We start from the raw sequence: 21,914 nt of genomic DNA, 5'->3' as shown, positions 1-21,914 counted from the left end.
GGCTACTGAGCAGTCCTTGAGTGGCGGTTTCACTGGCGACTCGGCTCCTCAACGAGGGCGATCGGCGCCCCCGCGCACACCGAAGCGCGGGTGCGCCGATCGTTCACGGCCGCGGTGCGTACCGGGTGTTGTCTCGGTCATCGGTACCTCTCCCAGGATCGGGATTTGCACCGTTCGTCTTTACAGTCCCTCAGCTACCAAGCTCCCCTGGTTCCTGAAGGTGCGCGGGCGGTTCCATGTCCAGGCTCGTACCAACGGCTTCGGCCCGGAGCTGTGGCGTTGCTTGTAGATCTCCTTGTCGAACGCCGGTCGGCGACCACCGCGCGAACCGCGGTTCTTGCGATGGCGGATCTGGTCGGCCTTCTCCGGGATGGTGCACCGAATGCCACGTCGCCGCAGGTAGGCACGGTTGGCGCGGGAACCGTACGCCTTGTCCGCCAACACCCGATCCGGACGAGTCCGTGCCCGGCCCCGACCGGCACGGGGCACCCTGATCCGCTCCAGGACCGTCTGGAACTGCGGCGAGTCGCCCCGCTGACCGGCAGTGACCACAACCGACAACGGCTTCTGGCCTTGCTCGGTGGACAGGTGCAGCTTCGTGGTCAACCCGCCCCGCGACCGGCCGATCCCGTGATCGTCCGGCTCGACGTCGACCCCGCCCGGGGATTCACGCTGGTCAGCCCCTTTATACGCGCGCCAGCGGCGTGCTGGTGTGCGCGGGCGACGGTGGAGTCCACGCTGACATCCCAGGTGATCAGCCCCTCGGCGTCGGCCCGGGCCTGCAACCGCGTCAGGATCCGTTTCCAGGTCCCATCCCGCTGCCAGCGACGGAACAGGCCATACACGGTCTGCCACGGGCCGTACCGGTCGGGCAGGTCGCGCCACTGGATGCCGGTGCGTACCCGGAATCGAATCCCGTTGATGAGCTGTCGTTTCGGGTGCTTGGGCGGGCGTCCTGACTTCTTGCCCCGGGGTAGCAGCGGTTCGAGCTTCGCCCACTGCTCGTTCGTCAGATCGCCACGTCCCACACGGAGATCATCCAAACCCAGATCAACTTCTGAAACAGACCCTAGCGTTGCTGGTTGGAATCCGGCGGCTTTAGCCGTCCGGAGGACGTCAACCGTAGTCTGTTGTGGACAGACAGACATAGCGAGGCAGCCTTGCCGACGATCATCTCCGCCCCAGCCCGGTCGTACAGCGGACGCAGTTCGACGGGAGCTGTTCCGGTCGCCTCGCGTGCGAGTTATTGATCCGGGTGGCAAATGTGTGATGTTAGGCGGCGTAGCGAACTTCGGGTTTGCCGAAGTAGGAGCGAACTCGGTCGGGCAGCTTCTGGAGCCGGTGGAGGAAGGAGCGGACCGCTTGTTTTAACTCGGCGCGGGTTTTGGGGGCTGTGCTGGTGGAAACGGTGCGTTTGAGGTCGGCATTGAGTAGCTCGTCGGGGTTGAGTTCGGGGCTGTATCCCGGCAGGAAGTGCATCGCGATCGCCTCAGCGTGCTTGGTGATCCATTGCTGGATAGTCTTGCGGCGGTGGACGGGGTGTCCGTCAACGATCAGGTGGACCTTGCGGTCCAGATGGCGGGTCAGCCGGTCCAGGAACGACAGGAACACCTTGCCGTTGAACGAGCCGGTGTAGACGGTGAAGTACAGCTCGCCTTTGTTCCCGATCGCGCACATCGCGTTCACGCTGAATCGTTTGCCCGTTTTGCCCACCACCGGTGTCTGGCCCGCCGGTGCCCAGGTGCGGGCTACGGTGGCGTCGGAGCGGATCCCGGTCTGGTCCAGCCACAGGATCAGTGCGCCCTCGCGGCGGGCGCGGGCGGCGATGGCCAGGTAGTCCTCCTCCAGCCATCGGCGTACGGACTCGGGGTCCTGTTCGTAGGCCTTGCGGATCGGTTTCTGCGGCGACAATCCCCAGGAACGCAGGTAGTTGCCGACGGTGCGCAGGTTCAACACGATGCCGTGGCGCACCCGGATCAGCTCGGCCACTGTCTTGCGGGTCCACACCAGGCCGGTCAGCCCGAACGTGGCCGGGGTGTGCTCGGCCACCGCATACCGCAGCTTGCGCTGCCGGCGGGCACTCAACGCTTTCTGCTCGCCGGGCTTGCGACCCCGGCGACGCCCGGTGAGACCCTTCGAGCCACGTTTCCGCCACGCCTGCACCCATCTGGACACCGACTGCGGGGCCACCGCGAACACCCGGGCCGCCTCGACCTGACTCATCCCACCATGAACAGCAGCGACCACCCTGCGCCGCAAATCCTCCTGCGCCTCAGGCGACAACCTCCGCGCGTCCCGCACACCAGCGATCATGCCAGAACAACGAAGATCACACCTATAAGTTCCCGATCAATATGAGGAGGCTGGCCTGCGATTGTGGCGATGTAGGTCGACGCGGGGTCGTTGGTAGTGCGATCAGGAGATGATCACTTCGACGGCCGCGTCGGCCAGCGCGTCGCGCAGGTCCCCGGTGGGCTCGGTGTCGACGACGACGCCGGTGAGCTGGTTGAGTGGGCAGACGTGGTGGCCGGCGATTCGGCCGAACTTCTCGCTGGAGACCAGGGCGTAGGAGCGGTGGGCGTTGGCGAGCACGGTCCGGCGCACCGCGATCTCCTCGAGGTGGTAGTCGGTGAGCCCGGCTTCGGGGTGCAGGCCGCCCGAGCCGAGGAAGGCGACGTCCGGGTAGGTGTCGGCGAAGAATCCGGCGGCGGTTGCGTTCGACAGCGCGAGATCTCCGGCTCGCACGCGGCCGCCCGAGACCAGGACGTCGAGTCCGGGGCGGTCGGCCAGTTCCGAGGCGACGACCAGCGAGTTGGTCAGGATGGTGGCGGACAGTCCGGGTGGGAGCGCCCGGGCCAAGGCGGCGGCGGTCGTTCCGACGTCGATCATGATGATCTGGCCGTCCCGCACGAGCGAGGCGGCTGCGCGACCGATCTTGCTCTTGTTCCCGGCGCCCAGGCGTTGGCGCTGCTCGATGGGCGGTTCCTGTGAAATCGGCGGCTCGGTGCTCGCCGCGCCGCCGTGCACGCGGGTGAGGATCCCGCGTTCCTCGAGCGCCACGAGATCTCGCCGGATCGTCTCCCCGGAGACGGCCAGTTCCCGCACGAGCGTGTCCGTGCTGACGATCTGCGCGCTGCGCACCATCTCGGTGATCAGGGCATGGCGTTCTGCGGCGAGCATAGATCGGATTGTAGCTGTGGACTTCTGTGGAGCGTGTGCCTCACGTTGGCAGACCGGCGCGTCTCGGTCTTCTCGATCGAGCGCGCCCGATGCAGGTTCTCGGCTGGTCCAGCGATCTCTGATCTAGCTGGGCAACGGAACACCTGGCCTCGCAAATCCTCGAATTTGCACAAAAACACCACTTGACACACGTAATCCCACAAGCGCACAGTGTTCGCCACACGACATGCCCGCAGGGCCTTGGTCTTTCCACATCCCCGGTGCCGGTGGGGGAGGCCGACCTGCGGCCGCTGCCGAGACCGGCCTTTCCTGGAGGCAACCGCGCAGTACCCGCTGCCACCGGCGCCCCTGTCCGGCCGACCAGCCGACCTTCAGCCATCGAAGGAAGAAGCTCATGGATCGCCACACACCTGGCAAGTACGCCGCTCTGAGCGGGTGCACGCTGATGTTGTCCCTGATCTACATGTCGCTGACATCGTGGTCCGTCGCGGTGAACGAACTGGCCACGAGCCTGCGGCTGTCCCCGGAAGCGGTTCAGTTCGGTTCCGCCGCGCTAATCGCCGGGTACGCGATCGGCGGCTTCGTGCAGGGCAAGCTGATCGAGCGGTTCGGTTGGCGGCCTACGTTCACCGGGGTGATCATCGCGTTCCTCATCGCATCGGCGCTGATCCCGGTGGTGCAGAACTACGGCGTGATCCTGCTCCTGCGCTTCGTGCAGGGATGGGGCTGCATGGTCACGGTCACCAGCGCGGTGGTCAGTTCCTGGTTCCCGACGCGGGAACGCGGCCTGGCCATCGGGGTGCTGCTCGGCGCCATCGGCCTGGGGTCGGCGTTGGGAGGTTACGTCGCGGGCGTGCTCACCCCGGCCATCGGTTGGCAGAACACTTTCTGGTTGATCAGCGTGGCGACTGTGGTCGGAGCTGTGCTGTTCTACGCACTGGTCCGGCAGGCGCCACCTCTGGAGGAGGAACGGACGCTCGCCGATGCCGGACCTGCTCTTCGCATTCGCAGCATCTACCGGGAGCCCAAGCTGTGGCTGCTGGGCCTGATGGTGATGTGCTGTTTCTTCAACGCCTACGGCATGTACGCCTACCTCGCGCAGTACCTGTACACCCTCGACTACACCTCGGCGCAGGTCGGCCTGGTAGTCCTGCTGAACGGCCTGATCGCGGTCGTGTCGACCCCGGTCGGTGGCTGGATCTCCGATCGCCTGGTGGCTCGCAAGGGGGCGCTGCGGGCACGCACCTGGACCAATGCGTGGGTGGCGCTCCTGGTGGCTGCGGTCGGCTGCGCGCTCGTCCCGCACGTCGCCCCGCTGGGTCTTGGTGCGGCCGTGCTGATCGCGGTGGTGGCCGGCTGGGGGACACCGGCCACCAATGGTCCTGGACTGTCGTTGCCGTCGGACCTGTTCGGTAGTGCCGCCGCCGGCCCCGGCGTCGGTCTGGTCCTGCTGGTCGCCGGTGCCGGCGGGATCATCTCGCCGATCCTGGTGCCCTACATCGCTTCGGTCAGCAACTGGACCGTCGGCTGGTACGTCACGGCGGGCGCCGCAGTGGTCGGTCTGCTGATCAACCTCGTGCTGGGGTCCGAGCGGTCGTCTCAAGCGGCCGACGAGCGACCCCTCATTACCGCCAAGGAGGCGTGACGTGTCGAAGTACGTGATGACCTACGACTGCGGGACGACGTCGCTGAAAGCCGCGCTGATCGACCTCGAGGGGACCGTCGTCGCAGAGGCGAACGAGACCTACGCGCTGCGCCAGCCCCAGCCCGGGTGGGCCGAGCAGGATCCCGCCGAGTTATGGGAGGCCGTGTGCCGGGCGAGCCGTCGGCTCATGTCCCGCTCGGCGGCGGAGGACGTCGTCGCCTGCGTCTTCGTGGCGCCGTGGAAGAACATCATCCCGGTCGATGCCGACGGAGTCGTGCTGCACGATTCGATCATCTGGCTCGACTCGCGGGCGATCGAGCAGGCGGCCCGGCTCAACGAGGCGGTCGGGGAGTTCGTCGGTACCGGGCAGGAGTACTGGCCGCGTCTGCTGTGGCTCAAGGAGAACGAGCCCGAGATCTGGCAGCGCGCTGACAAGATCATCGGGCTGAACACCTACCTCAAGTGGCGGGCCACCGGGCGGTTCGTGACCGAACCCTCCGACGACTTCATCCGGTCGCCCAAGCCCGAGGTCGCCGATCTGTACATCCGCATCATCAAGGCGGCCGGCCTCGTGGAGGACCTGGGGAAGTTCCCGGAACAGACCCGCTCGACCGATATCGTGGGGTCGCTGACCGCTGCGGCTGCCCGCGATCTCGGCCTGCGTGAAGGCGTGCCGGTGCTCGGCGGGTTCGGCGACCTGCCTGCGATCACCGCGGGGGTCGGACGATCCGGCTTCAAAGACGTCCACATCTACTTCGGGACGTCGTCGTGGTTGGTCAGCGTCGTGCCCGATCGCAGTTCGCTGGACGCGCCGCTGAACTTCAGCTTCGACGCGGATCGGGAGGGCGCGGTGTTCGCGCTGCAGACCGGCTGCCTGGCCTATGACTGGGCGACCGAGCAGCTGTACCGGGCGGAGAAGGGCGTCCTCGGAGATTCCCTGCACGACTTCCTGGCGAAGGAGGTGGCCTCGGTCGAGCCCGGATCGCTCGACCTCGTCGCGACGCATTGGCTGGCCGGTGAACTGCCGCCGCTGTCCAAGAACGCCAAGGGGATCTTCCTCAACCTGACGACCTCCCACGACCGCCGGCACATGCTGCGGGCCGTCATGGAGAGCATCTGCTACACGCACCGGATGAACCTCGAACGGTTCTCGAGGAGCACCGGCGCCCAACTGGAGAGCATCCGCGTGGTCGGCGGGGGAGCGACCAGTGGGGTCTGGATGCAGATGCTCGCCGACGTCCTCCAGATGCGTATCGAAGTTCCCCGGGCACCGCGCTACACCGGCGCTCTGGGGGCCTACTACTGCGCGATGATCGGGTTGGGCCAGATCGCCGACTACGACTCGATCGTCGACGAGGTGCCCATCGAGCGGGTGTTCGCCCCGAACCCGGAAAACGAAGCGGTCTACGACCGGCTCTACGACGTCTACCGCCAGCTCTCCCCGGCACTGCGTGATGTGTTCGACCAGCTAAACGGCAAGTACTGAACCAGTTGGAGCGTGTTTCCACGTGCGTATCTTCATGACCGAGTTCCGCCAGGAGAGCAATTCCTTCAGCCCCGTCCGCTCGACCCTGGAGCAGTGGCGCCAGGGAGGGATCCTGGATCCGGAGCAGGTCCACGAGTCCCTGGCGGGCAAGCCGTGCGCCATCGGCGGAATGATCCAGGCCCTGGAGGACCACGCGGCCGACGCTGAAGTCGTGCACGGGACCGTCATGTTCTCGCAGAGCGGGGGCATCGCAGAACAAGCCGTCATGGACCACTACCTCGAGCGACTGGTTCCGCAGCTCGAGGCGTGCCTGCCGCTGGACGGGGTGCTGTTGTCGTTCCACGGCGCCCTGCAGACGACCGAGTTCGACGACCCCGAGGCGGAGATCACGCGGCGGGTTCGTGAGATCGTGGGCGACCGATGCGTGATCGCGACCTCGACGGATTTGCACGGCTACATCTCGCAAGACCTCGTCCGGGACGCCGACCTCATCGTCGGGTACCAGACCTACCCGCACGTCGACTTCTTCGAAACCGGTTACCGCACGGCGAAGTTGGCGTTGGAGGCGATCGCCGGCGGCACGTTGGAGATGGCTTGGGTACCGATCCCGATGATCGTTTCCGCGTCCGCGTACAACACGCTCGAAGGCCCGTTCCGGGATTTGATCGAGCACGGACGTGCGATGGTCGACGAAGGTCGCATCATCGACTTCACCGTCTACCAGATGCAGCCCTGGCTGGACCTGGCCGAGGGCAATTCCTCGGCCGTGGTCATCGCAGCGGACCGGGAATCAGCTGCGGCCGGTGCCCGCGAGTTGGCCCAGCGGCTCTACGCAGCGCGCCACGAGTTCACCCCGAACCTGATGTCGATCGACGAGATCATCGACCTCGCCGAGGACCCTGACACACCGAAACCCGTGATCCTGGTTGACTCCGCGGACTCGTGCAACGCCGGTGCTCCCGGGGACAGCATGGCCGTGGCCGCGCGCCTGCTGGAGCGCGGGTCGGAGATTCGCGCGGCCACGGTGGTCAACGATCCGGCTGCAGCCGCCGAAGCGCACCGGATCGGAATCGGCGGGCGCGCAACTTTCGAGGTCGGCCGCGCACACGACCCGAACGCCGTCTCGATCAAGGCCGAGGGCTACGTCCGCTCGGTCCACGATGGTGAGTTCGCGCAGGAAGGCCCGGCCGGCCGAGGAATGATCAATCGCATAGGGACGACCACGGTGCTGCGGTTCGGCACCCTCGACACCGTCGTCTGCGAGTGGATGGCGGGAAACGGCGACCCGCAGCTCTACCGGGCCTTCGGGATCGAGCCGACCTTGTACGACCTCGTGGTGGTCAAGGCCAACACGTCGTTCCGCGCCGCCTACACCAAGTTCGCGGGACTCATCTGCGAAGCCGATACACCGGGATCGGCCGCGGCCGACCTGAGCCGATTGGACTTCCGCCGGTTGCCGAAGTCGATGTACCCGTGGACCGATACCGAAGAGATCGAGTACCCGGTGCATTTCGGCCGGGACCGCTCGACAACCGGCGGTCGGGCCTAGCCAGGCCGCGATCACCGGGATGAATGATCACGTCGGGTGTACTTGATCTGATGCAGCGCCGCAGATCGACCCGCGATTCGAGGGAGTCCCATGTCAAACCCGAGCCCTCCGCCTTCCAGGCCTAATAAGCACGATCCGGCGACACTCGCCTTCCAGACCCAGACGGTGCACAGCGGGAATCAGGCTGACGTCGGCACGGGTGCAATCCGTACACCGATCATCATGGCGAACTCCTACGCCCTGCCAGAGGACCCGTACACGCTTGACCCGGACAACCCTGACCTGCTCGTCTACACACGTGAGTCCGGCGCGAACCAGCTCGCGCTCCAGAGCAAGCTCGCCACCCTCGACGGAGGCGAGGACGCGGTCGTGCTGGGCACCGGTGTGGCGGCTTTGCACGCCATGTTCTTTACTCACCTGAACGCCGGGGATCACGTCATCGTCTCCGATGTCACTTACAGCGCCGTATGGCGGCTGTTCGCCGAGCTGCTGCCCGTCAAGTCGGGCATCGAGGCGACATTCGTCGACGTCACGGATCTTGATGCCGTGCGTGCGGCGATTCGTCCCACCACGCGGATCATCCACACCGAGGTCATCGCCAACCCAACCGTAAAAACAGCCGACATCCAGGCCCTGGCCGACATCGCCCATGCGGAAGACGCGCTGCTGACAGTGGACTCCACCTGCACGCCTCCACCGATGTTCCGTCCGCTGGAGCACGGCGCCGACCTGGTGGTGCATTCCCTGACCAAGTACATCAACGGGCACGGCGACGCGATGGGCGGAGCCGTCATCGGGCCGCGGGAACTGATCCTCCCGATCAAAACCGAGGCCATGATCAACGTGGGCGCTGCCATATCCCCGTTCAACGCATGGCTGATCTCCCGCGGGTCGATCACGCTGCCACTTCGCCTGCGTCAGCACCTCGCCAACGCCCAGCGCGTGGCGGAGTTCTTGGACAGCGACCCCCGCGTGCTACACGTCGCCTACCCGGGACTGCCGTCACACCCGCAGCACCAGCTCGCCAAGCGGCAATTCGGCGGACAAGACTTCGGCGCGATGATCGCATTCGCTCTCGATGCCGATCATGACACCCGCAATGCCTTCGTCAACAGCCTGCGGCTGATCACCTCCGCAGTGTCTCTGGGCCACGACGAGACCCTCATCGTCTACGAGGACACCCCCGCCGACCGTGCCGCCATGTTCCCCGAGGTGTTCCGCACCCACGGCCTGCTGCGTCTGGCGGTGGGGCTCGAAGATCCCGATGACCTCATCGCGGACCTGGCTGCAGCCCTGGATACGGCGGTGCCCGCACACTGACTCACCTGTCAGGCCGCAACCCGAAGGCGTACCGCTGGAACAAGCGGCTGGCGGCTGCAAGCATCAGTGGCACACCTGGTCAGCTGGGAGACAAGGACTGGACTCCTATCGGAGCACGCCGTGTACGGCTTTGCGGCGTGCAGTGCATGGCGATTCCGGACCTCGTCCCCGGCGGCGAGGACACCGCTTCTGCTCTGCGTGCGCGCCTGGCCACCGCCGTGGCTAGCCTCAAGGTCGGTCCTGCGGCCGACGACGACACGTGGTCGATATGGGCCTGCGGACCACGAAAGTCCCGCCGGGCCGAGGCGGCCAGCTACCTCCAGCCCCAGGGGCGGACGAAAGCGCCGCTGGTCGTTGACGGCCAGTTCGGCACTCGCAGACGGACCGGCCCAGTGCGCGCCAGACGACGAATTGGGCGTACGTACTCGTCGGTGATCACATCCGGTGGGCGTCCGACCCGAGAACTGCGGTCACCTCGGGCGCCGGCATCAGATGCTCGCCGAGCAGGCGCTGCAGCCTGTCGCTGTCGTGGTCATCGAGTGCTCTGACGATGCCCCGGTGCTGTTCGTCGATGACTGGGACCCGGGCCGGGCTGGACTCGAGCGCCCGGAGCCCGACACGTTGTTGCCGCGCCTGCAAGGTGTCGTACATCTCGGTGAGCACCACATTTCCGTGCGCGCTCACCATCGAGCGGTGGAACCGCCAGTTCAGCTGAACGGCCTGGAGCCAATCGAGCGCGCGCTCGGCCTCCTCCATGAGATCGAGAAGTTCATGCATCTCCCGGGGGGCGCCGACGCGGTCTGCGCACAGCGCGCTGCCAGCGTGCCCTTCGATCAACATCCGAGTCGCGTTGACCTCGTCGAGCTCGCGGGCAGTGACCACGTGCACCTGCGCTCCCTTGCGGGGCAACAGGTCGATGAACCGCTCGGCGTTGAGGCGGTGGAACGCTTCGCGCACCGGCGTGCGGGAAGTGCCGACGGACTCCGCGACCCACACCTCATCGAGGAAGGTGCCCTCGGCCAGCCGGCCGGTGATGATCCCATCGCGCAACCAGTCGTAGACCCGCCCTGCGGCGGGCCGCTGGCGCCGCGAATCGACCTGACTGGGTGCATCGACAGCCATGATTTGCCTCCTCGACTTGGCCGTTCCCTCCTCAACATACTGGACACCTCCTGTACTCCTCGTGTATACACGAGGAACACACAAGCTTGCGTGTGGGTCTCGCCTCTCCTTTCCCCGCTATGTGGAATGCCGTCTGGCGGGCGATCAAGCGCTCGAGTTACCGAGGAGTCGTAGTCCTGTGAACCAACGCATCCCGAATTACCGCTTCGCCGTGTGGCTGTCCGACCCGAACTGTGCTGCCGCCGAGATCGCTCGCCACCTCGGTTATGGTGCTGTCGTCCTCGACATCGAGCACGGCGCCTTCGGGCTCGCCGACCTGGAAAGATTCACACCATTTCTGAAGGCGCTCGGTTTCGACGTGCTCGCGAAGGTCCTCGCGCCCGAACGGGCGCCGATCCAGCAGGCACTGGACTTCGGAGCTGACGCCGTGGTGCTCCCGCACATCAAGAGTGCCGCGCACGCCAGAGAGGTGACCGCATTCGCCAAGTTCCCACCGGCGGGAGACCGCAGCCTGGCGGGAGGCCGCACCATCGGATACAGCCCTTACACCGACGAGTGGCTGGCGGTTGAGGACGCCCGCATCCGCTGCTACCCGATGATCGAGCATGCCGGTGCCCTCGCCGAGGTGGAGGCCATCCTCGATCTTCCGACTGTGGACGGGGTGTTCGTCGGTCCCGGTGATCTGTCGGTGCGGCGTGACCGCGGTGCCTATTCCAGGGACGCTGGCGACTTCGCCGATCAGCGCACGATCGCCAATGCTGCGCGGGCGGCCGGTAAGCACTGGGTCATGCCGGCTTGGAATGAGGACGAGAAGAAGTTCGCACTGGAGCACGGTGCGCATCAACTGGCTCTAACCATGCAGCACGACGCGTTACGCGTCGGGCTCAGCGCCGCGTTCCACGAAGCATCCGCGCTCGCCGAGGAGGTCTCGTCGTGAGCACGTCCGAGGTCTCCGCCGAGGTGGCGGCACCGAGTCGTGTCGGCCGGGTCCGTTGGAAGATCGCCGGCGTGCTCGGCATCGGTGCCTTCGTCAACTACATCGACCGCGTCAATCTCTCTATCGCGGCTCCGGAGATCATGCGTGACTTCGACATCTCGGCCGCGCAAATGGGGATCGTTTCGTCGGCGTTCTTGTGGACTTACGCCGTCCTGCAGATGCCCATCGGATCGGTCATCGACAAGATCGGCGTGCGCTGGGTCAACCGGGTCGGTGTCACCCTCTGGGCGCTGGCCTCATTCCTCTCGGCGGCGGCCGGTGGTCTCGGCCTAGTGATCATCGCCCGCCTGATCCTCGGCATCGGTGAGGCACCGTCGGTTCCCGCGGCGTGGAAGGCGATCGGGCAGTGGTTCCCCAAGCAGGAACGGGGCACGGCCACAGCCATCTTCGATGGTTCCTCCAAAATGTCGAACGTGCTCGGGATCCCGATCATGGCCTTTCTCGTGTCGGCGTTCAGCTGGCACGCGGCGTTCATCTTCACCGGTGTGCTGAGCGTGGTCTTCCTGCTGGTCTGGTGGATCCTCTACCGCACGCCCAAGCAGGCACTCGCGAGCGGACGTCTCACCGCGCAGGAATACGCCCTCATCAGGGATGGCGGGGCCGAGGACGAAGACGCCCGAACAAGTGGATCGCTCAACGGTCTCGGGTATCTCCTCCGGCGCAGGAAGACGTGGGGCCTGACCTTGGGGTTCGCCTCGTACACCTATGCCTACTACGTCCTGCTGACGTGGCTACCGGGCTACCTCGAGAAGCAGTTCGGCGTGAATCTGCTCAAAGGTGGCCTTTACACGATGATTCCGTGGTTGGTGGCGGTCATCGCGCAGTTCCACATCGCCGGAGTGCTGATGGATCGATGGATCGCTCGCACCGCACAGGCCACGCGGGTACGCCGCATCATCCTCGTCACCAGCATGCTGACCTCGCTAGCGGTCGTCGGCGCGGCTTATGCGAACTCTATTACTGTCGCGATCACTTTCCTCTCGATCGGTGCCGCCGGTCTGGCCGTGTCGGTTCCCGCAGGCTCGAGCATCGTGTCCTTGATCGCTCCCCACGGATACACCGGGACCATGGGAGGAATCGTCAACTTCATCGCCAACACGATCGGAATCGCGGCGCCCATCGTCACAGGAATCGTGGTGGACAGCACCGGATCGTTCGCATGGGCTTTCATCGTCACCGGATTCGTGATCGTGGCCGGAATCATCAGTTACACCCTCGTCCTCGGACGGATGGACCGCATCGACCCGCCTCCGGCAGCTGTGACCGCCGCACGCCCATGAGTGAGCTGAAGAGACAGGACCAACGAATGCTCCCCATCGCTGTGGCCCAGTTCGCCCCCACCAGCGACAAGAAATGCAATGCCGACAAGATCAGCGACCACGTGCGGTCCGCGGCTGAGGCTGGTGCGCGTGTGATCGTGCTTCCTGAATTCGCCATGTTCTCGGTTCAGGGAATGGATGAGCGGTTCCTGCGGTCAGCCGAACCCCTGAGCGGTCAGTTCGTCCGGAGCTTGGGGCACTTGGCTGCAGCCCACACCATCACGATCGTGTGCGGCTTCAACGAGACCAGCGACGACCCCGACCGCATCCACAACACACTCGTCGCGATCAACGAGGACGGACGCATCGCAGCGACCTACCGCAAAGTGCACCTCTATGACGCGTTCGGGTACACCGAGTCCACCCGGGTGCGGCCGGGCAAGATCGACAAACCCGAGCTCTTCGAAGTCGACGGCATCCGGTTCGGCATGCAAACCTGCTACGACGTGCGTTTTCCCGAGGTGACCAGGCGGATCGTCGACGCTGGCGCGGACGTGCTCTTGCTGCCCGCCGCTTGGGTGCCGGGCCCCCTCAAAGAGGATCACTGGTCCACTTTGGTGCGAGCACGGGCCATCGAGAACACCATGTATGTGGCTGCCTGCGGCCAAACCGCGCCAGGCGGCGTCGGCCGAAGCACGATCGTCGACCCGATGGGTGTGCAGCTCGCCTCACTCGGCGAGGCGGACGGAGTCGCCGTCGCCGAAGTCTCTGCCGACCGGATTGCCGAAGTTCGTGCCATCAATCCGGCCCTCGAATTACGGCGGTTTGCCGTCATCGAACGTTGAGCGAGTCCGTGGTCATCCAATCGAGCCGCGGTCAACCCAGTTCGCCGGTATGTCATCACCTGGTGACTTCGGCGCGCTGTTGGACGCGTACGACGCCGTCGGCGACACCGCTTCACCGCCCGGTGTCGCCGGCGTCATCGAATGCTCAATCAGGTGGACCCTCCGCAGCGCTAACGACTGCGGCTTGGTCGGCAATCGGGCAAGTCGTCTCGGCAAACTGCGGTCGGCGACGATCATCAGCGTGTTGACCTGCGCAATCTACAAGGGCGGCCGTCGGATGCCGAACAGTCGGATCGCGATTTCTCAGCCCTCGACGAGTGCCGGCTGGTCGTGTGGGTTGTGATGGAACTGGCCGCCTCCAGCGGTTTTGGGCGAGGGACTCAGGGCTTGGGGGTGAGGTCGGTGAGGAGGGTGTCGAGGACCAGTTCTTCTTCGACTGCTTTGCCGGTGTTGCGCAGGGCCTCGGTGAGGTCAGCGTCCCATAGGGCGGTCACCTGGTTGCCGGTCAGGTCGTGGCCGCGTGCCGCGACCGCCAGGTAGGACTCCGTGTCGAAGCGCCAGGGGCGTGCGGGGAAGCGGTCCAGGACGGCATTCGCGATGCGCAGGCCGCCCCAGTCGAAATCGCCATGGTAGCGGAGTTCGGCTCCCGCTTCGGTCAACAACCGCAGCAGGTGAGTCACCGCTGCAACCGGCTGGCCGTTGGTGCAGATCAGCGGTCGGCACGTGCTGCCGAGGCGGTCGGCTGCGGCCGTGACCACCACCGGGTTTTCGCACACCGACACCAGTTGCTCGGTGAACACAGGGGGATCGCGGACCAGTTGGCGCAAGGTCAACACCACCGGCTGCCCGGCCTCGTGCCAGGCGGCCAGCGCGCGGCCGGTCGCCGTGCGGTCGTCGCCAGGCAGGCCCAAGGTCAACACGGTGCTGGACACGTCGTCACGCAGCAGACCGACCGAGGCCCATACCTCGTGCCGCCATTCGGAGCCGCTGCCGTTCGGGATGCCTGTCAGAGCACGTGCGGCCCCGAGTGCGAGAGTTGCGAGGGGGCCCTCGTCCAGGGCATGCGCACGACCTGTTACCCGTGCTGCGAAGTGCCCCAGCGGCTCGCCATCGGCAGGCAGGTTCCGAACGACCCCAGCTAGATCGTGCAGAATCGGGCCGGCGATTTTTGGGCTGCCCGCAAGCCTGCGGACCAGGCCAGTATCGCGGATCGCCGAGTACCAGCCAGCGAGTTGCTGGCCGACCACTTCTTCCAGCGGGGCGAACGCATCCTGCCAGGCTTGCGCCAGTTTCGCTGCAACCGCTGCCTTTTCGGACACCGGTCCGGTGAGCGCTACGACCGCGGCCGCCAGACCGTCCTCGCAGGCACCTGATCGGCGCAACACATCGTCGACGGTGTCCAGTAACACCGTTACCTTGCTGCCAGCACGTGGGCGGCGTCCTAGCAGCCTGTGCACGGCGGCACGTTGGGCGGCGGTAGCGTCAGCGAGCGTGACTGTGCCGTGCAGGGTTTGGCCGCGTTCCATTCGGGTGCGGATCCGGTTGACCAGCCAGGCCAACTCAGGATCGCCGAGCAGCCGTCGCAGCCGATCCTGATCCAACGGGTTACCCCCACAAACCATGCTGCGCAACGGAATCCTGCAGGGGTACGCGGGTTCGCGTCGAACCGTCCCATTCCCAGTTCGTCACCAGCACGGCAGGAACCCCGTCCACCCTCGACAACTGCGAAATCCGCAACCCGGGAACCTCCGGGTAGCAGCCCCATTCGCGTTCACTGGTCAGCACCACGTCGAGGTCGAAGGCGGCGAGCAGACCCAGGTACTTCGCCCGCGCGTTGTCGTCGACGCCGGCGAAAGCCTCGTCGAGGGTGACCAGGCGCGGTGCGTTCGGGTTACCGGCCGAGGCGTAGTGCGACGATGCCGCAGCGAACAGCGGCACGCTGGCGGCGAGCACGCGCTCACCGCCGGAGGCCGGTCCGCTCGCCGATCGCCATTGCCCGTGTTGGTGCCGCTGGATCACGAACCGGTTCCACTTCCGGTAGTCCAACGCCTCCGTCAGGTGTTCCAACCAGGTTCCGGCCGTGTTCCGGGCGCGGACCTCGGCGATCTGGGCCTGCAGGAACCCGCCGACAGCGGCCCTGTCGTCCGCCGACCACGCATCCGACGTTTGCCGCAGCAGCCGCTCCCTGGCTACCGCAAGCCCCGCTGGGCCGTCCTCTAGCGGCCGCCACAGCAGCCGTAGCTGCATACCGGTGCTGGTCGGTCTGGCCGCCAACTCCTGGTTCATCAGCGCCACCTGTGTCTCGGCCGCCGAGATGAGTTCCTGCAGAGTGCTCGCCACCTCGTTGACCAGGTGGTTTTCCAGGGTCTCTCGTTCCCGCTCGTTGAGCAGCCGCTCCCGGTCGGCGACCTCGGTGGCCAGTGCCCCGGTCAGTTCCGGCACCGACGCCGGTCGGCCCTGGAACTCGATCTCCACGACCACGCCGTCCTCGCGCAGATCAGCGGAAGCCCGGTTACCGTGCCGCGACAGCGTGTCGTGCAGCGCCTTGTGCTCATTGTTGACGCGGTGCTGCGCCCGTTCCCAGGCGTTGTCGTCGTCGGTGACGTCGGCGAGTTCCTCGTTGGCTCGGCGGGCCAGCCGAACCGTGGGGTCCGGGGCCCACTTTTCGGCCGCGTCGGGGATCTCGAGCTCCGGCAAGGCGATCGCCAACAGCCCGGTACCGGCGAACCGGCGGAACAACTCGGCCGCCGTCGCGCGTTCCTCGGCCGCCTCCTTGAGCCGTTCGCCCAGCTCTTCGCGACGCCCCTTGGCCGCCCCGCGCTGCTCGATCGCGCGATCCCGGTCCAGCCCGGTCTGTTGCTGGCCGGATTCGTTGTCCCGCAAGGATTCCGCGACCTCGGCGAGTTGTCGCTGCAGCTCGGCCACCGCCGCGCCAACGGTGCTGCTGAGGGTGCGCTGATGTTCATCGGCCGCAGCGGCCTCGTGCTCTGCCGTGCCCGCGCGGTCAGTCAGCTCTTCAACCGTGGACTCGGCGTGCTCCAAGTCGACCACAGTCTCCCCGGCGTGCCTGTCGGCCTCGCGGACTGCGTCTACCGCTGGCCAAAGGCCCGCAATGACGACGCGGTACTCGCCCAGAGCATTGTCCACTTCGGATAGTTCGGAGTGTGCGGTGGGAAGGCCGGCATCACCAGCACCCTCGTCCAGCGCGGTTCGGGCAGCTTCCTCGACCGCGGTTGAGGTCACGACATCCTGTCCGGCTTTCGCCTGCCGCGCGGTGAGCCGCTGGTGTTCCTGATCAAGTGAGGCCAGCTGCGCGTGTGCTTGACGCAATCGTGCTTCGCTGGGCACCGCCGCGACTTCTTCGGCGAGCTTGGCTTTGCGTTCCTCAAGCCGTCGGCGTGCTTCGGCGACTTCGGCGAGCTCAGCCTGCACGCGCGCGAGTTCTTCGCGCAGCTCGCCAAGCCGGGCGCGGCGAGCCGCTTCGCGCGCGCCGCGCCCGATGTAGGTGGCGACTGGTTTGTGCCACGCGCCTTCCAACACCCCGATCTGGAACCGCCCGCCCGGGCTGACCCAGGTCTGTCCGTGCTCACCGAGCCCGATCGAGGCAAGCACGCTCATGACCGTGGCGTCGGAAACCGCGTCGGCGTGCGGGTCGGCTCGGTCCACTGCTGGTTTGAGCAGCGCACTCAAGTTCACCGACGCGGGTTCGCCGGTCCGCAGCAGGACATCGTTGGTGTCGGTGGCCCGGAGCTCGCCGCCTGGCGTTACCCAGGCGTCGAGGATCCCGGCCGCTTCCAGCGCGGCTTCGAGCCCGGCCCGGCGTGCCTCGTCGACGTTCTCGGCGAAATCCACCAGCCGCCACAGTGGCGCACCCGGACGCCCTTCCCGGGCTGCGTTGTCCCTCGTGTGTGGAACCGGTGGGGCGCTGTCTTCCCCGCTTTCCAGCCGCTCGATCTCGTCGGTGAGTTCGGTCCTGCGCTGCCGACCGGCGCGTTCCTGCGCTTCGAGATCGGCCGCCGCCGCGGCGAGGTCCCCGGCCGCCGCGTGACCGGCGGCGCTCACCGCCGTCGCGGCAGGGTTCGGTCCGGCGAGCGTCTCCACCCACAGCTCCAACTCGGCCATGACTGCGGCAAGATCTGCGAGCCGGAGTTCCGTCGCGTTCTCCAGGTGCTCGCGCACCGCCGACACCAGCTCGACGCCGTTTTCCCGCAACTCGTTGTCGGCGTCGACGCGCCGATCCGCCAGATCTGCGGCTTCCGCGTCGAGCTCTGACACGCGACGGCGGGCAGCCGCGAGTGCCTGCACAGCGTGATCGACCGCCTGGACCAATCCGGTCACGTGTTTGATCGCTCTCTGCTGCCGAACCGCGAGCTGCTCGGCAGCTCGGCGCAGCGCCGCCAGCTCAGGTTGTTCGTCCAGCGGCCGATCGATGTCCTCGGTGTGCTCGACAGCAATCCCGGCACGGTCGGCGACGTCGACACCGGAGCGTCGGACGCCGGTCAGGGTCTCCCGCGCGGCGGACAGCCGCTGCATCGCGGCATGGTGCCGATCACGTTGCGTGGCCAGCCTGCCGACTGCGAGGTTGCGTTCACCGGCGATCCGCTTCGCTTCACCTGCCAGCCTTTGTGCATGCTGCCCGGCAAGTTCCAGTTCGCGCGCGCTGCGCATTTCCGGGCTGGCGCGCAGCGCCTCGTCCCGAGCCTGTAGTCGTTTCCGGGTGGTAGTGAGCTCGGTGAGCTTCAACCGGATCGCGGTGAGTTCTTCCTCGGCTCGGGTGAACTCGGATTCCGCCGCACTCAAGTCGCGGCTGACCCGCTCGTAGTTCGCCTGCGCGAGGCGAGGCTGCGCCGCCCGCCGCCGCGCCGCGATCCGCGCGTACCGGCGGTAGTGGGTGAGGAACGACTGCGCAGCATCGCGTGCTTCGACCATCGCGGCCAGCGCCTCGCGGTCTTCCTCAAGACTGCGGAAAGCTTCGGCGACATCCGCGATCAGCGCTTGGTCCAGCATGGGCAACGCTTCGGTTAGCGCCTTGGACAGCGCCTGCTCGCTGGGGCGTTTGGACAGTTGCGGCTGGCGGAGCTGGATGAGCAGGTCGACCAGTGCACCGTAGCGCTGCTCGCCGAAACCGAAGAAACTCTCGTCGACGGCACGTCGGTAGTCCCGAGCGCGGTCGTAGACCGTGCCCTGCTCATCGAGCGCGTCGATCAGCCGGTCCCTGGACAGTGCGGTTCCGGTCGCATCGACCAGCGCCAGGTCGTCGCCGATCCGCTTGCTGGTGACGAAGTACCAGTGCCGCGCGATTCCCTTGCCGGATACCGCTTTCAGGCCACAGCCTATGGTGCGAAACACCGCTGCACCTTGCTCGTCGACGCGGCCGAATTCGAGCCAGGTGTAACCGAGACGCTCCGGATGCGGATGTTCGCCGCCGAGCAGCAGGTTCCACTCCATCCGCTTCTTCGGGTCGGCATCCGGCTCGACCCGGTGCGGCGAGAGATCACCATCGAGCAGGAAGGGGAGGGTGAGCGCAAGCACCTTGGACTTGCCCGTGCCGTTGTTACCGCGCAGCAGCAGCCGACCGTCGCGGAACCAGAACTCCTCGGCGTCGTAGTAGAACATGTCGATCAGGCCGGCTCGCAGCGGTTGCCATCGCTGCAACGCGGGTTCCGGCAGTTCTCGGGTCATTTCGCTTCCTGGAGGGTGGGGTCGGCCAGCGCATAGCGGGAGAGAGCGGGCAGCGCAGTGACGAAGCCGTCCGCCCGATCGACCAGCCGTAGCGCCTCCAACCTGCCCAGCGCGTTCTCGGTCAGTTCGACTTCGGCGCCCGGATCGGTTGCGTTGCGCCGCCAGTAAGTGCGGTGCTCGTCGGCCTTGCGCCGGAGGTACCGGTGCAGTTCTTCCAGGGACAGGGCGCGGTTGGGGTGCTGGGCGAGGTGCTCGGCGAGCAGCAGGGTCGCGTGACCTTCGGTGCCGCTTTCCGGCATCCGAACGTCGGTGAGGTCGTCGAAGGGATCCACCATCGCGATGCCCTCGGCGCGCGCCTCGGCTACCAGGCCGGTGAGCTCGGTGATCCGCGTGGTGATGGCGGCACGCTGGCTGGTGAGATACGCGCGCTCCGCATCGTCGAGTCCCTCGTAATACAACACGGGTCCGTCCAGCAGCCGCCGGGTGAGGCGATGCCGGATGCGCTGGTTGCGCAGGTCGTCCGTGGTGGGCGGGATCTCGTAGAGCAGCGCGGCCAAGCGGTCCTCGAATCCCTCAGCCGTTACTGTGGATGGGCCACGCGGAGCGGCGAGAAGGGCGGACAGCACGCGGCGTCGCACGTCGTAAAGCGCGTCGCCGGTGTCTTTGACGAAAGCCTCCTCGTCCCCGGCGACCCGGGTGAGCACACCGAGGTCGAGCAACAGCCGCACCACCGTCGCCAGGTCGGACCGCTCCGCCCGGCTGCTCAGGGTGAATTCGACCCCGGCTGTGACGAGTTCGGGATCGGCGGCACCGAGCACGACCTGCTCGGCGAGGCGACCGAGGGTGATCTGCGCGTCGGCGCGTTCCAGCGCGGCCAAAGCCAGGCACGTCAGGACGTAGCGGCGGCGACCGAACGGCTGCTTGGACCGCACGTCGCGCGCTGGATGCGTGGTGTCGGTGGTGTCGGCCGGCTGCTTGACGAGCCTGGCGACTTCGCTGTCGATGTGCAGCCGCCAGCCGGTGTTGCGGTCGAACCATTCCCGCAGCTCGGGTGCGTACCGGCGGATGAGGACGAACGCGGGGTCCGTGGCACGAAGCAAGGGACGCCGCAGCAGGGCCCGGGCGGCACGGCGTATCTCGTCGGAGCGGGAGGCCGACATGGCATCGCCGAGCGCGCTCATGCGCTTTGCTCCACATGCTCCTCGACGGTCAGATCGATGATCTCCACCAGGTGATCGGGTCCCCGGAAGACCCCTTGCGGTGTGTGGATCTCGGCTTTCCGGCCGTCATCGAGGGAAGTGAGCCGGATGGTCATGGTGCCATCGGTGGTAGTGGTCATGACCGTACGCTGACCTGGTGCGCGCGCGGCCAGGGCATCGCCGAGCAGGTGGAGGAACAAGCGGAACGCGGCCGGGTCCAGCTCGCCGAGATCGGTGAGGCGCGTCGGGTGTTCGGTCACGAGAGCGCGCCTGGCCGCCGCGGTCTCGGCCGCCTCCTTCGCCGCGAATTCGGCTAGATACTGGCGCTGCGCCGAGCGGTCGACAACCCGGTTGGGCTTGCCGCGACGTTCATAGCTGCCGGTTTTCCGCAATCGCGGACTGATCTCCAGAGGAGGTGCCTGCGCCCATGGAGTGTTCGCCGGAACCGGGTTGTCCGCTTCGTCGTTTTCCGCAACCAAGTGCCGCGACGGCGAAAGCCCGAACGCAGCACGCCACAGCCGATGCATATCCTCCTCCCTGGGCGCCTGCGCGAACCAGCGTGCCAGGCTGCGGAAATCGGCGGACCGGTCGGAACGCCCAGCGCGGCGCTCGTTGAGCGTCGCCACCACCTGCAGCAGTTGTGGAATGGCCGTGCGAGCCCGGGCGCGAAGCAACTTGGCCTGACTGGGATGCTGCGGCTCGCTGACGAACCAGCCCCGGAAACCACGCCAACGGTCTTGCCACCGCAGCCGCCCGCGTTCGAACTCAACCTGGCGCGGATCGTCCCCATCCTCGCCAACACCGGGGGCGGCATCGGCGGCTTCCCGCTCGGCAGCCACGTCCAGCAACCGCGCGACGCCGACCTCCTCGATGTCGCCGACCAGCGCGGCGATCTCTCCGCCGGTGGCGACCAGATCCTTGATGAAACGCTCCAGATAGTCGATCAACCGGTCTTTATAAGCACGAAAGGCGTCCAAGTCGGCGTCGTGCAGATCGATGGTGCGCTGCAGCGAACTCATGAAGGCTTGCGCGTTGTCGGCGAGATCGGTGAAACGGTCGACGAGCGACCGCAGCGACAAATGCACCTTCGCCGGATCAGGGTCATCCTGATGCACCAATTCCAGCAATGCGCGAAGTTGCGTTGCGATGTCCGTGAGTGCAACGGCCTGCAGAGCCCCGCGCCTGCCAAGGGCCTCGTCGTAACTGGCGAGCGCCTGCTCGGCAGCCTCGCCAGCATGCGTGAGCTGGTAGAGGAACCGAGCGCGGTGGAAGTCCTCGACCGTGGTGACGCGGCTGGTATCCGGATCGGCGCGAAGATTCCCCCAATCCACCAGCCTGGAAAGCGCATCGACGATGGACGGCAGGTCCCCACCGATAACCTCGTGGACATCCTCGGGCCGAAGGTGAACGATGAACCGAAGCTTGGCCCGCACGAAAGAGCCCATGATCCGGCGGTAAAGTTCAGCATTGGGCGCACTGAGATGAGCGAAAGGACGAAAATCGACCTCACTCAAGCCTGTACCCCTCTCTCGAAGACCGCATTCGAGGGTACGGCAAGCCCTCGGTATGCCACCGCCACCCTCATCGATTCCGTGGGCGGCCTGGGCCGGGAGCGCCAGCGCACGGTCTC

16 protein-coding genes are annotated in these 21,914 nt (G+C 66.5%); 7 read left to right on the top strand and 9 right to left on the bottom strand.

Annotated features, from left to right (window positions below):
• Positions 1-180 precede the first annotated feature (180 nt).
• The 4 genes from DL519_RS46445 to DL519_RS15035 all read right to left on the bottom strand — a co-directional run bounded on the left by DL519_RS46445 (position 181) and on the right by DL519_RS15035 (position 3,180).
• Complete coding sequence (locus DL519_RS46445) at positions 181-606, bottom strand: transposase (protein ID WP_263399645.1); 426 nt, start codon at positions 604-606, stop codon at positions 181-183.
• On the bottom strand, positions 603-1,028 hold the full coding sequence (locus tag DL519_RS46440) for an IS5 family transposase (protein ID WP_223839025.1): 426 nt from the start codon (positions 1,026-1,028) through the stop codon (positions 603-605). The genes DL519_RS46445 and DL519_RS46440 overlap by 4 nt, the downstream gene beginning before the upstream one ends.
• A gap of 244 nt (positions 1,029-1,272) precedes the next feature.
• Entirely contained in the window at positions 1,273-2,313 is a 1,041-nt protein-coding gene (locus DL519_RS15040) for an IS630 family transposase (RefSeq protein WP_190812640.1), read from the bottom strand.
• Between the two features lie 102 nt (positions 2,314-2,415).
• Positions 2,416-3,180, bottom strand: a complete 765-nt coding sequence (locus DL519_RS15035; protein WP_190815662.1) for a DeoR/GlpR family DNA-binding transcription regulator — start codon at positions 3,178-3,180, stop codon at positions 2,416-2,418.
• A 394-nt stretch (positions 3,181-3,574) separates the two neighbouring features.
• Here DL519_RS15035 and DL519_RS15030 point away from each other — a divergent pair, with 394 nt between their 5' ends.
• The 4 genes from DL519_RS15030 to DL519_RS15015 all read left to right on the top strand — a co-directional run bounded on the left by DL519_RS15030 (position 3,575) and on the right by DL519_RS15015 (position 9,180).
• A complete protein-coding gene (locus tag DL519_RS15030; protein ID WP_190815660.1) occupies positions 3,575-4,825 on the top strand; it encodes an MFS transporter in 1,251 nt (416 codons plus the stop codon).
• A 1-nt stretch (position 4,826) separates the two neighbouring features.
• A complete protein-coding gene (locus DL519_RS15025) occupies positions 4,827-6,311 on the top strand; it encodes a xylulokinase (protein ID WP_223839023.1) in 1,485 nt (494 codons plus the stop codon).
• Between the two features lie 34 nt (positions 6,312-6,345).
• On the top strand, positions 6,346-7,860 hold the full coding sequence (locus DL519_RS15020) for a M81 family metallopeptidase (RefSeq protein WP_190815658.1): 1,515 nt from the start codon (positions 6,346-6,348) through the stop codon (positions 7,858-7,860).
• A 90-nt stretch (positions 7,861-7,950) separates the two neighbouring features.
• Positions 7,951-9,180 (top strand): trans-sulfuration enzyme family protein, encoded by a 1,230-nt coding sequence (locus DL519_RS15015; RefSeq protein WP_190815656.1) that lies wholly within the window; start codon positions 7,951-7,953, stop codon positions 9,178-9,180.
• A gap of 435 nt (positions 9,181-9,615) precedes the next feature.
• On the opposite strand, the gene DL519_RS15010 is transcribed toward DL519_RS15015, so the two are convergent.
• Entirely contained in the window at positions 9,616-10,302 is a 687-nt protein-coding gene (locus DL519_RS15010) for a GntR family transcriptional regulator (protein ID WP_190815655.1), read from the bottom strand.
• 178 nt (positions 10,303-10,480) lie between these two features.
• Here DL519_RS15010 and DL519_RS15005 point away from each other — a divergent pair, with 178 nt between their 5' ends.
• From DL519_RS15005 to DL519_RS14995, 3 genes are read left to right on the top strand one after another with little or no spacing between them, the layout of a single operon-like run.
• Positions 10,481-11,239 carry an HpcH/HpaI aldolase family protein gene (locus DL519_RS15005; protein WP_223839015.1) on the top strand — a complete coding sequence of 253 codons (759 nt, stop codon included), beginning with the start codon at positions 10,481-10,483 and terminating at the stop codon, positions 11,237-11,239.
• A complete protein-coding gene (locus DL519_RS15000; protein ID WP_190815650.1) occupies positions 11,236-12,579 on the top strand; it encodes an MFS transporter in 1,344 nt (447 codons plus the stop codon). The genes DL519_RS15005 and DL519_RS15000 overlap by 4 nt, the downstream gene beginning before the upstream one ends.
• A gap of 26 nt (positions 12,580-12,605) precedes the next feature.
• Positions 12,606-13,403, top strand: a complete 798-nt coding sequence (locus DL519_RS14995; protein WP_190815648.1) for a carbon-nitrogen hydrolase family protein — start codon at positions 12,606-12,608, stop codon at positions 13,401-13,403.
• A 380-nt stretch (positions 13,404-13,783) separates the two neighbouring features.
• Here DL519_RS14995 and DL519_RS14990 read toward each other — a convergent pair whose 3' ends face one another.
• Genes DL519_RS14990 through DL519_RS14975 form a run of 4 tightly spaced genes read right to left on the bottom strand, consistent with a single transcriptional unit; the run spans position 13,784 to position 21,798 of the window.
• Positions 13,784-15,004 carry a TIGR02679 family protein gene (locus DL519_RS14990; RefSeq protein ID WP_223839014.1) on the bottom strand — a complete coding sequence of 407 codons (1,221 nt, stop codon included), beginning with the start codon at positions 15,002-15,004 and terminating at the stop codon, positions 13,784-13,786.
• Positions 15,005-15,008: 4 nt separating this feature from the next.
• Positions 15,009-19,085, bottom strand: coding sequence for a TIGR02680 family protein (locus DL519_RS14985; RefSeq protein WP_190815646.1), 4,077 nt, complete (start codon positions 19,083-19,085; stop codon positions 15,009-15,011).
• Positions 19,082-20,266: a TIGR02678 family protein gene (locus DL519_RS14980; protein ID WP_190815644.1), complete on the bottom strand. Its 1,185-nt coding sequence runs from the start codon at positions 20,264-20,266 to the stop codon at positions 19,082-19,084. Before DL519_RS14980 ends, DL519_RS14985 begins: the two co-directional genes overlap by 4 nt.
• Entirely contained in the window at positions 20,263-21,798 is a 1,536-nt protein-coding gene (locus DL519_RS14975; RefSeq protein WP_190815642.1) for a TIGR02677 family protein, read from the bottom strand. Before DL519_RS14975 ends, DL519_RS14980 begins: the two co-directional genes overlap by 4 nt.
• Between the last annotated feature and the right edge of the window lie 116 nt (positions 21,799-21,914).

Origin of the sequence: Saccharopolyspora pogona (genome assembly GCF_014697215.1) — a bacterium.
GTDB classification, from domain to species: Bacteria; Actinomycetota; Actinomycetes; order Mycobacteriales; family Pseudonocardiaceae; genus Saccharopolyspora; species Saccharopolyspora hattusasensis.
The sequence above is the reverse complement of the archived record's forward strand: the minus strand, read 5'-3'. Positions and strand labels throughout refer to the sequence as shown.

What these genes read in the sequence shown, in the direction of transcription:
- DL519_RS15040 (WP_190812640.1), bottom strand. Translation starts at nt 2,313, where the DNA reads ATGATCGCTGGTGTGCGGGACGCGCGGAGGTTGTCGCCTGAGGCGCAG.
- DL519_RS15035 (WP_190815662.1), bottom strand. Translation starts at nt 3,180, where the DNA reads ATGCTCGCCGCAGAACGCCATGCCCTGATCACCGAGATGGTGCGCAGC.
- DL519_RS15030 (WP_190815660.1), top strand. Translation starts at nt 3,575, where the DNA reads ATGGATCGCCACACACCTGGCAAGTACGCCGCTCTGAGCGGGTGCACG.
- DL519_RS15020 (WP_190815658.1), top strand. Translation starts at nt 6,346, where the DNA reads ATGACCGAGTTCCGCCAGGAGAGCAATTCCTTCAGCCCCGTCCGCTCG.
- DL519_RS15015 (WP_190815656.1), top strand. Translation starts at nt 7,951, where the DNA reads ATGTCAAACCCGAGCCCTCCGCCTTCCAGGCCTAATAAGCACGATCCG.
- DL519_RS15010 (WP_190815655.1), bottom strand. Translation starts at nt 10,302, where the DNA reads ATGGCTGTCGATGCACCCAGTCAGGTCGATTCGCGGCGCCAGCGGCCC.
- DL519_RS14995 (WP_190815648.1), top strand. Translation starts at nt 12,606, where the DNA reads ATGCTCCCCATCGCTGTGGCCCAGTTCGCCCCCACCAGCGACAAGAAA.
- DL519_RS14985 (WP_190815646.1), bottom strand. Translation starts at nt 19,085, where the DNA reads ATGACCCGAGAACTGCCGGAACCCGCGTTGCAGCGATGGCAACCGCTG.
- DL519_RS14980 (WP_190815644.1), bottom strand. Translation starts at nt 20,266, where the DNA reads ATGAGCGCGCTCGGCGATGCCATGTCGGCCTCCCGCTCCGACGAGATA.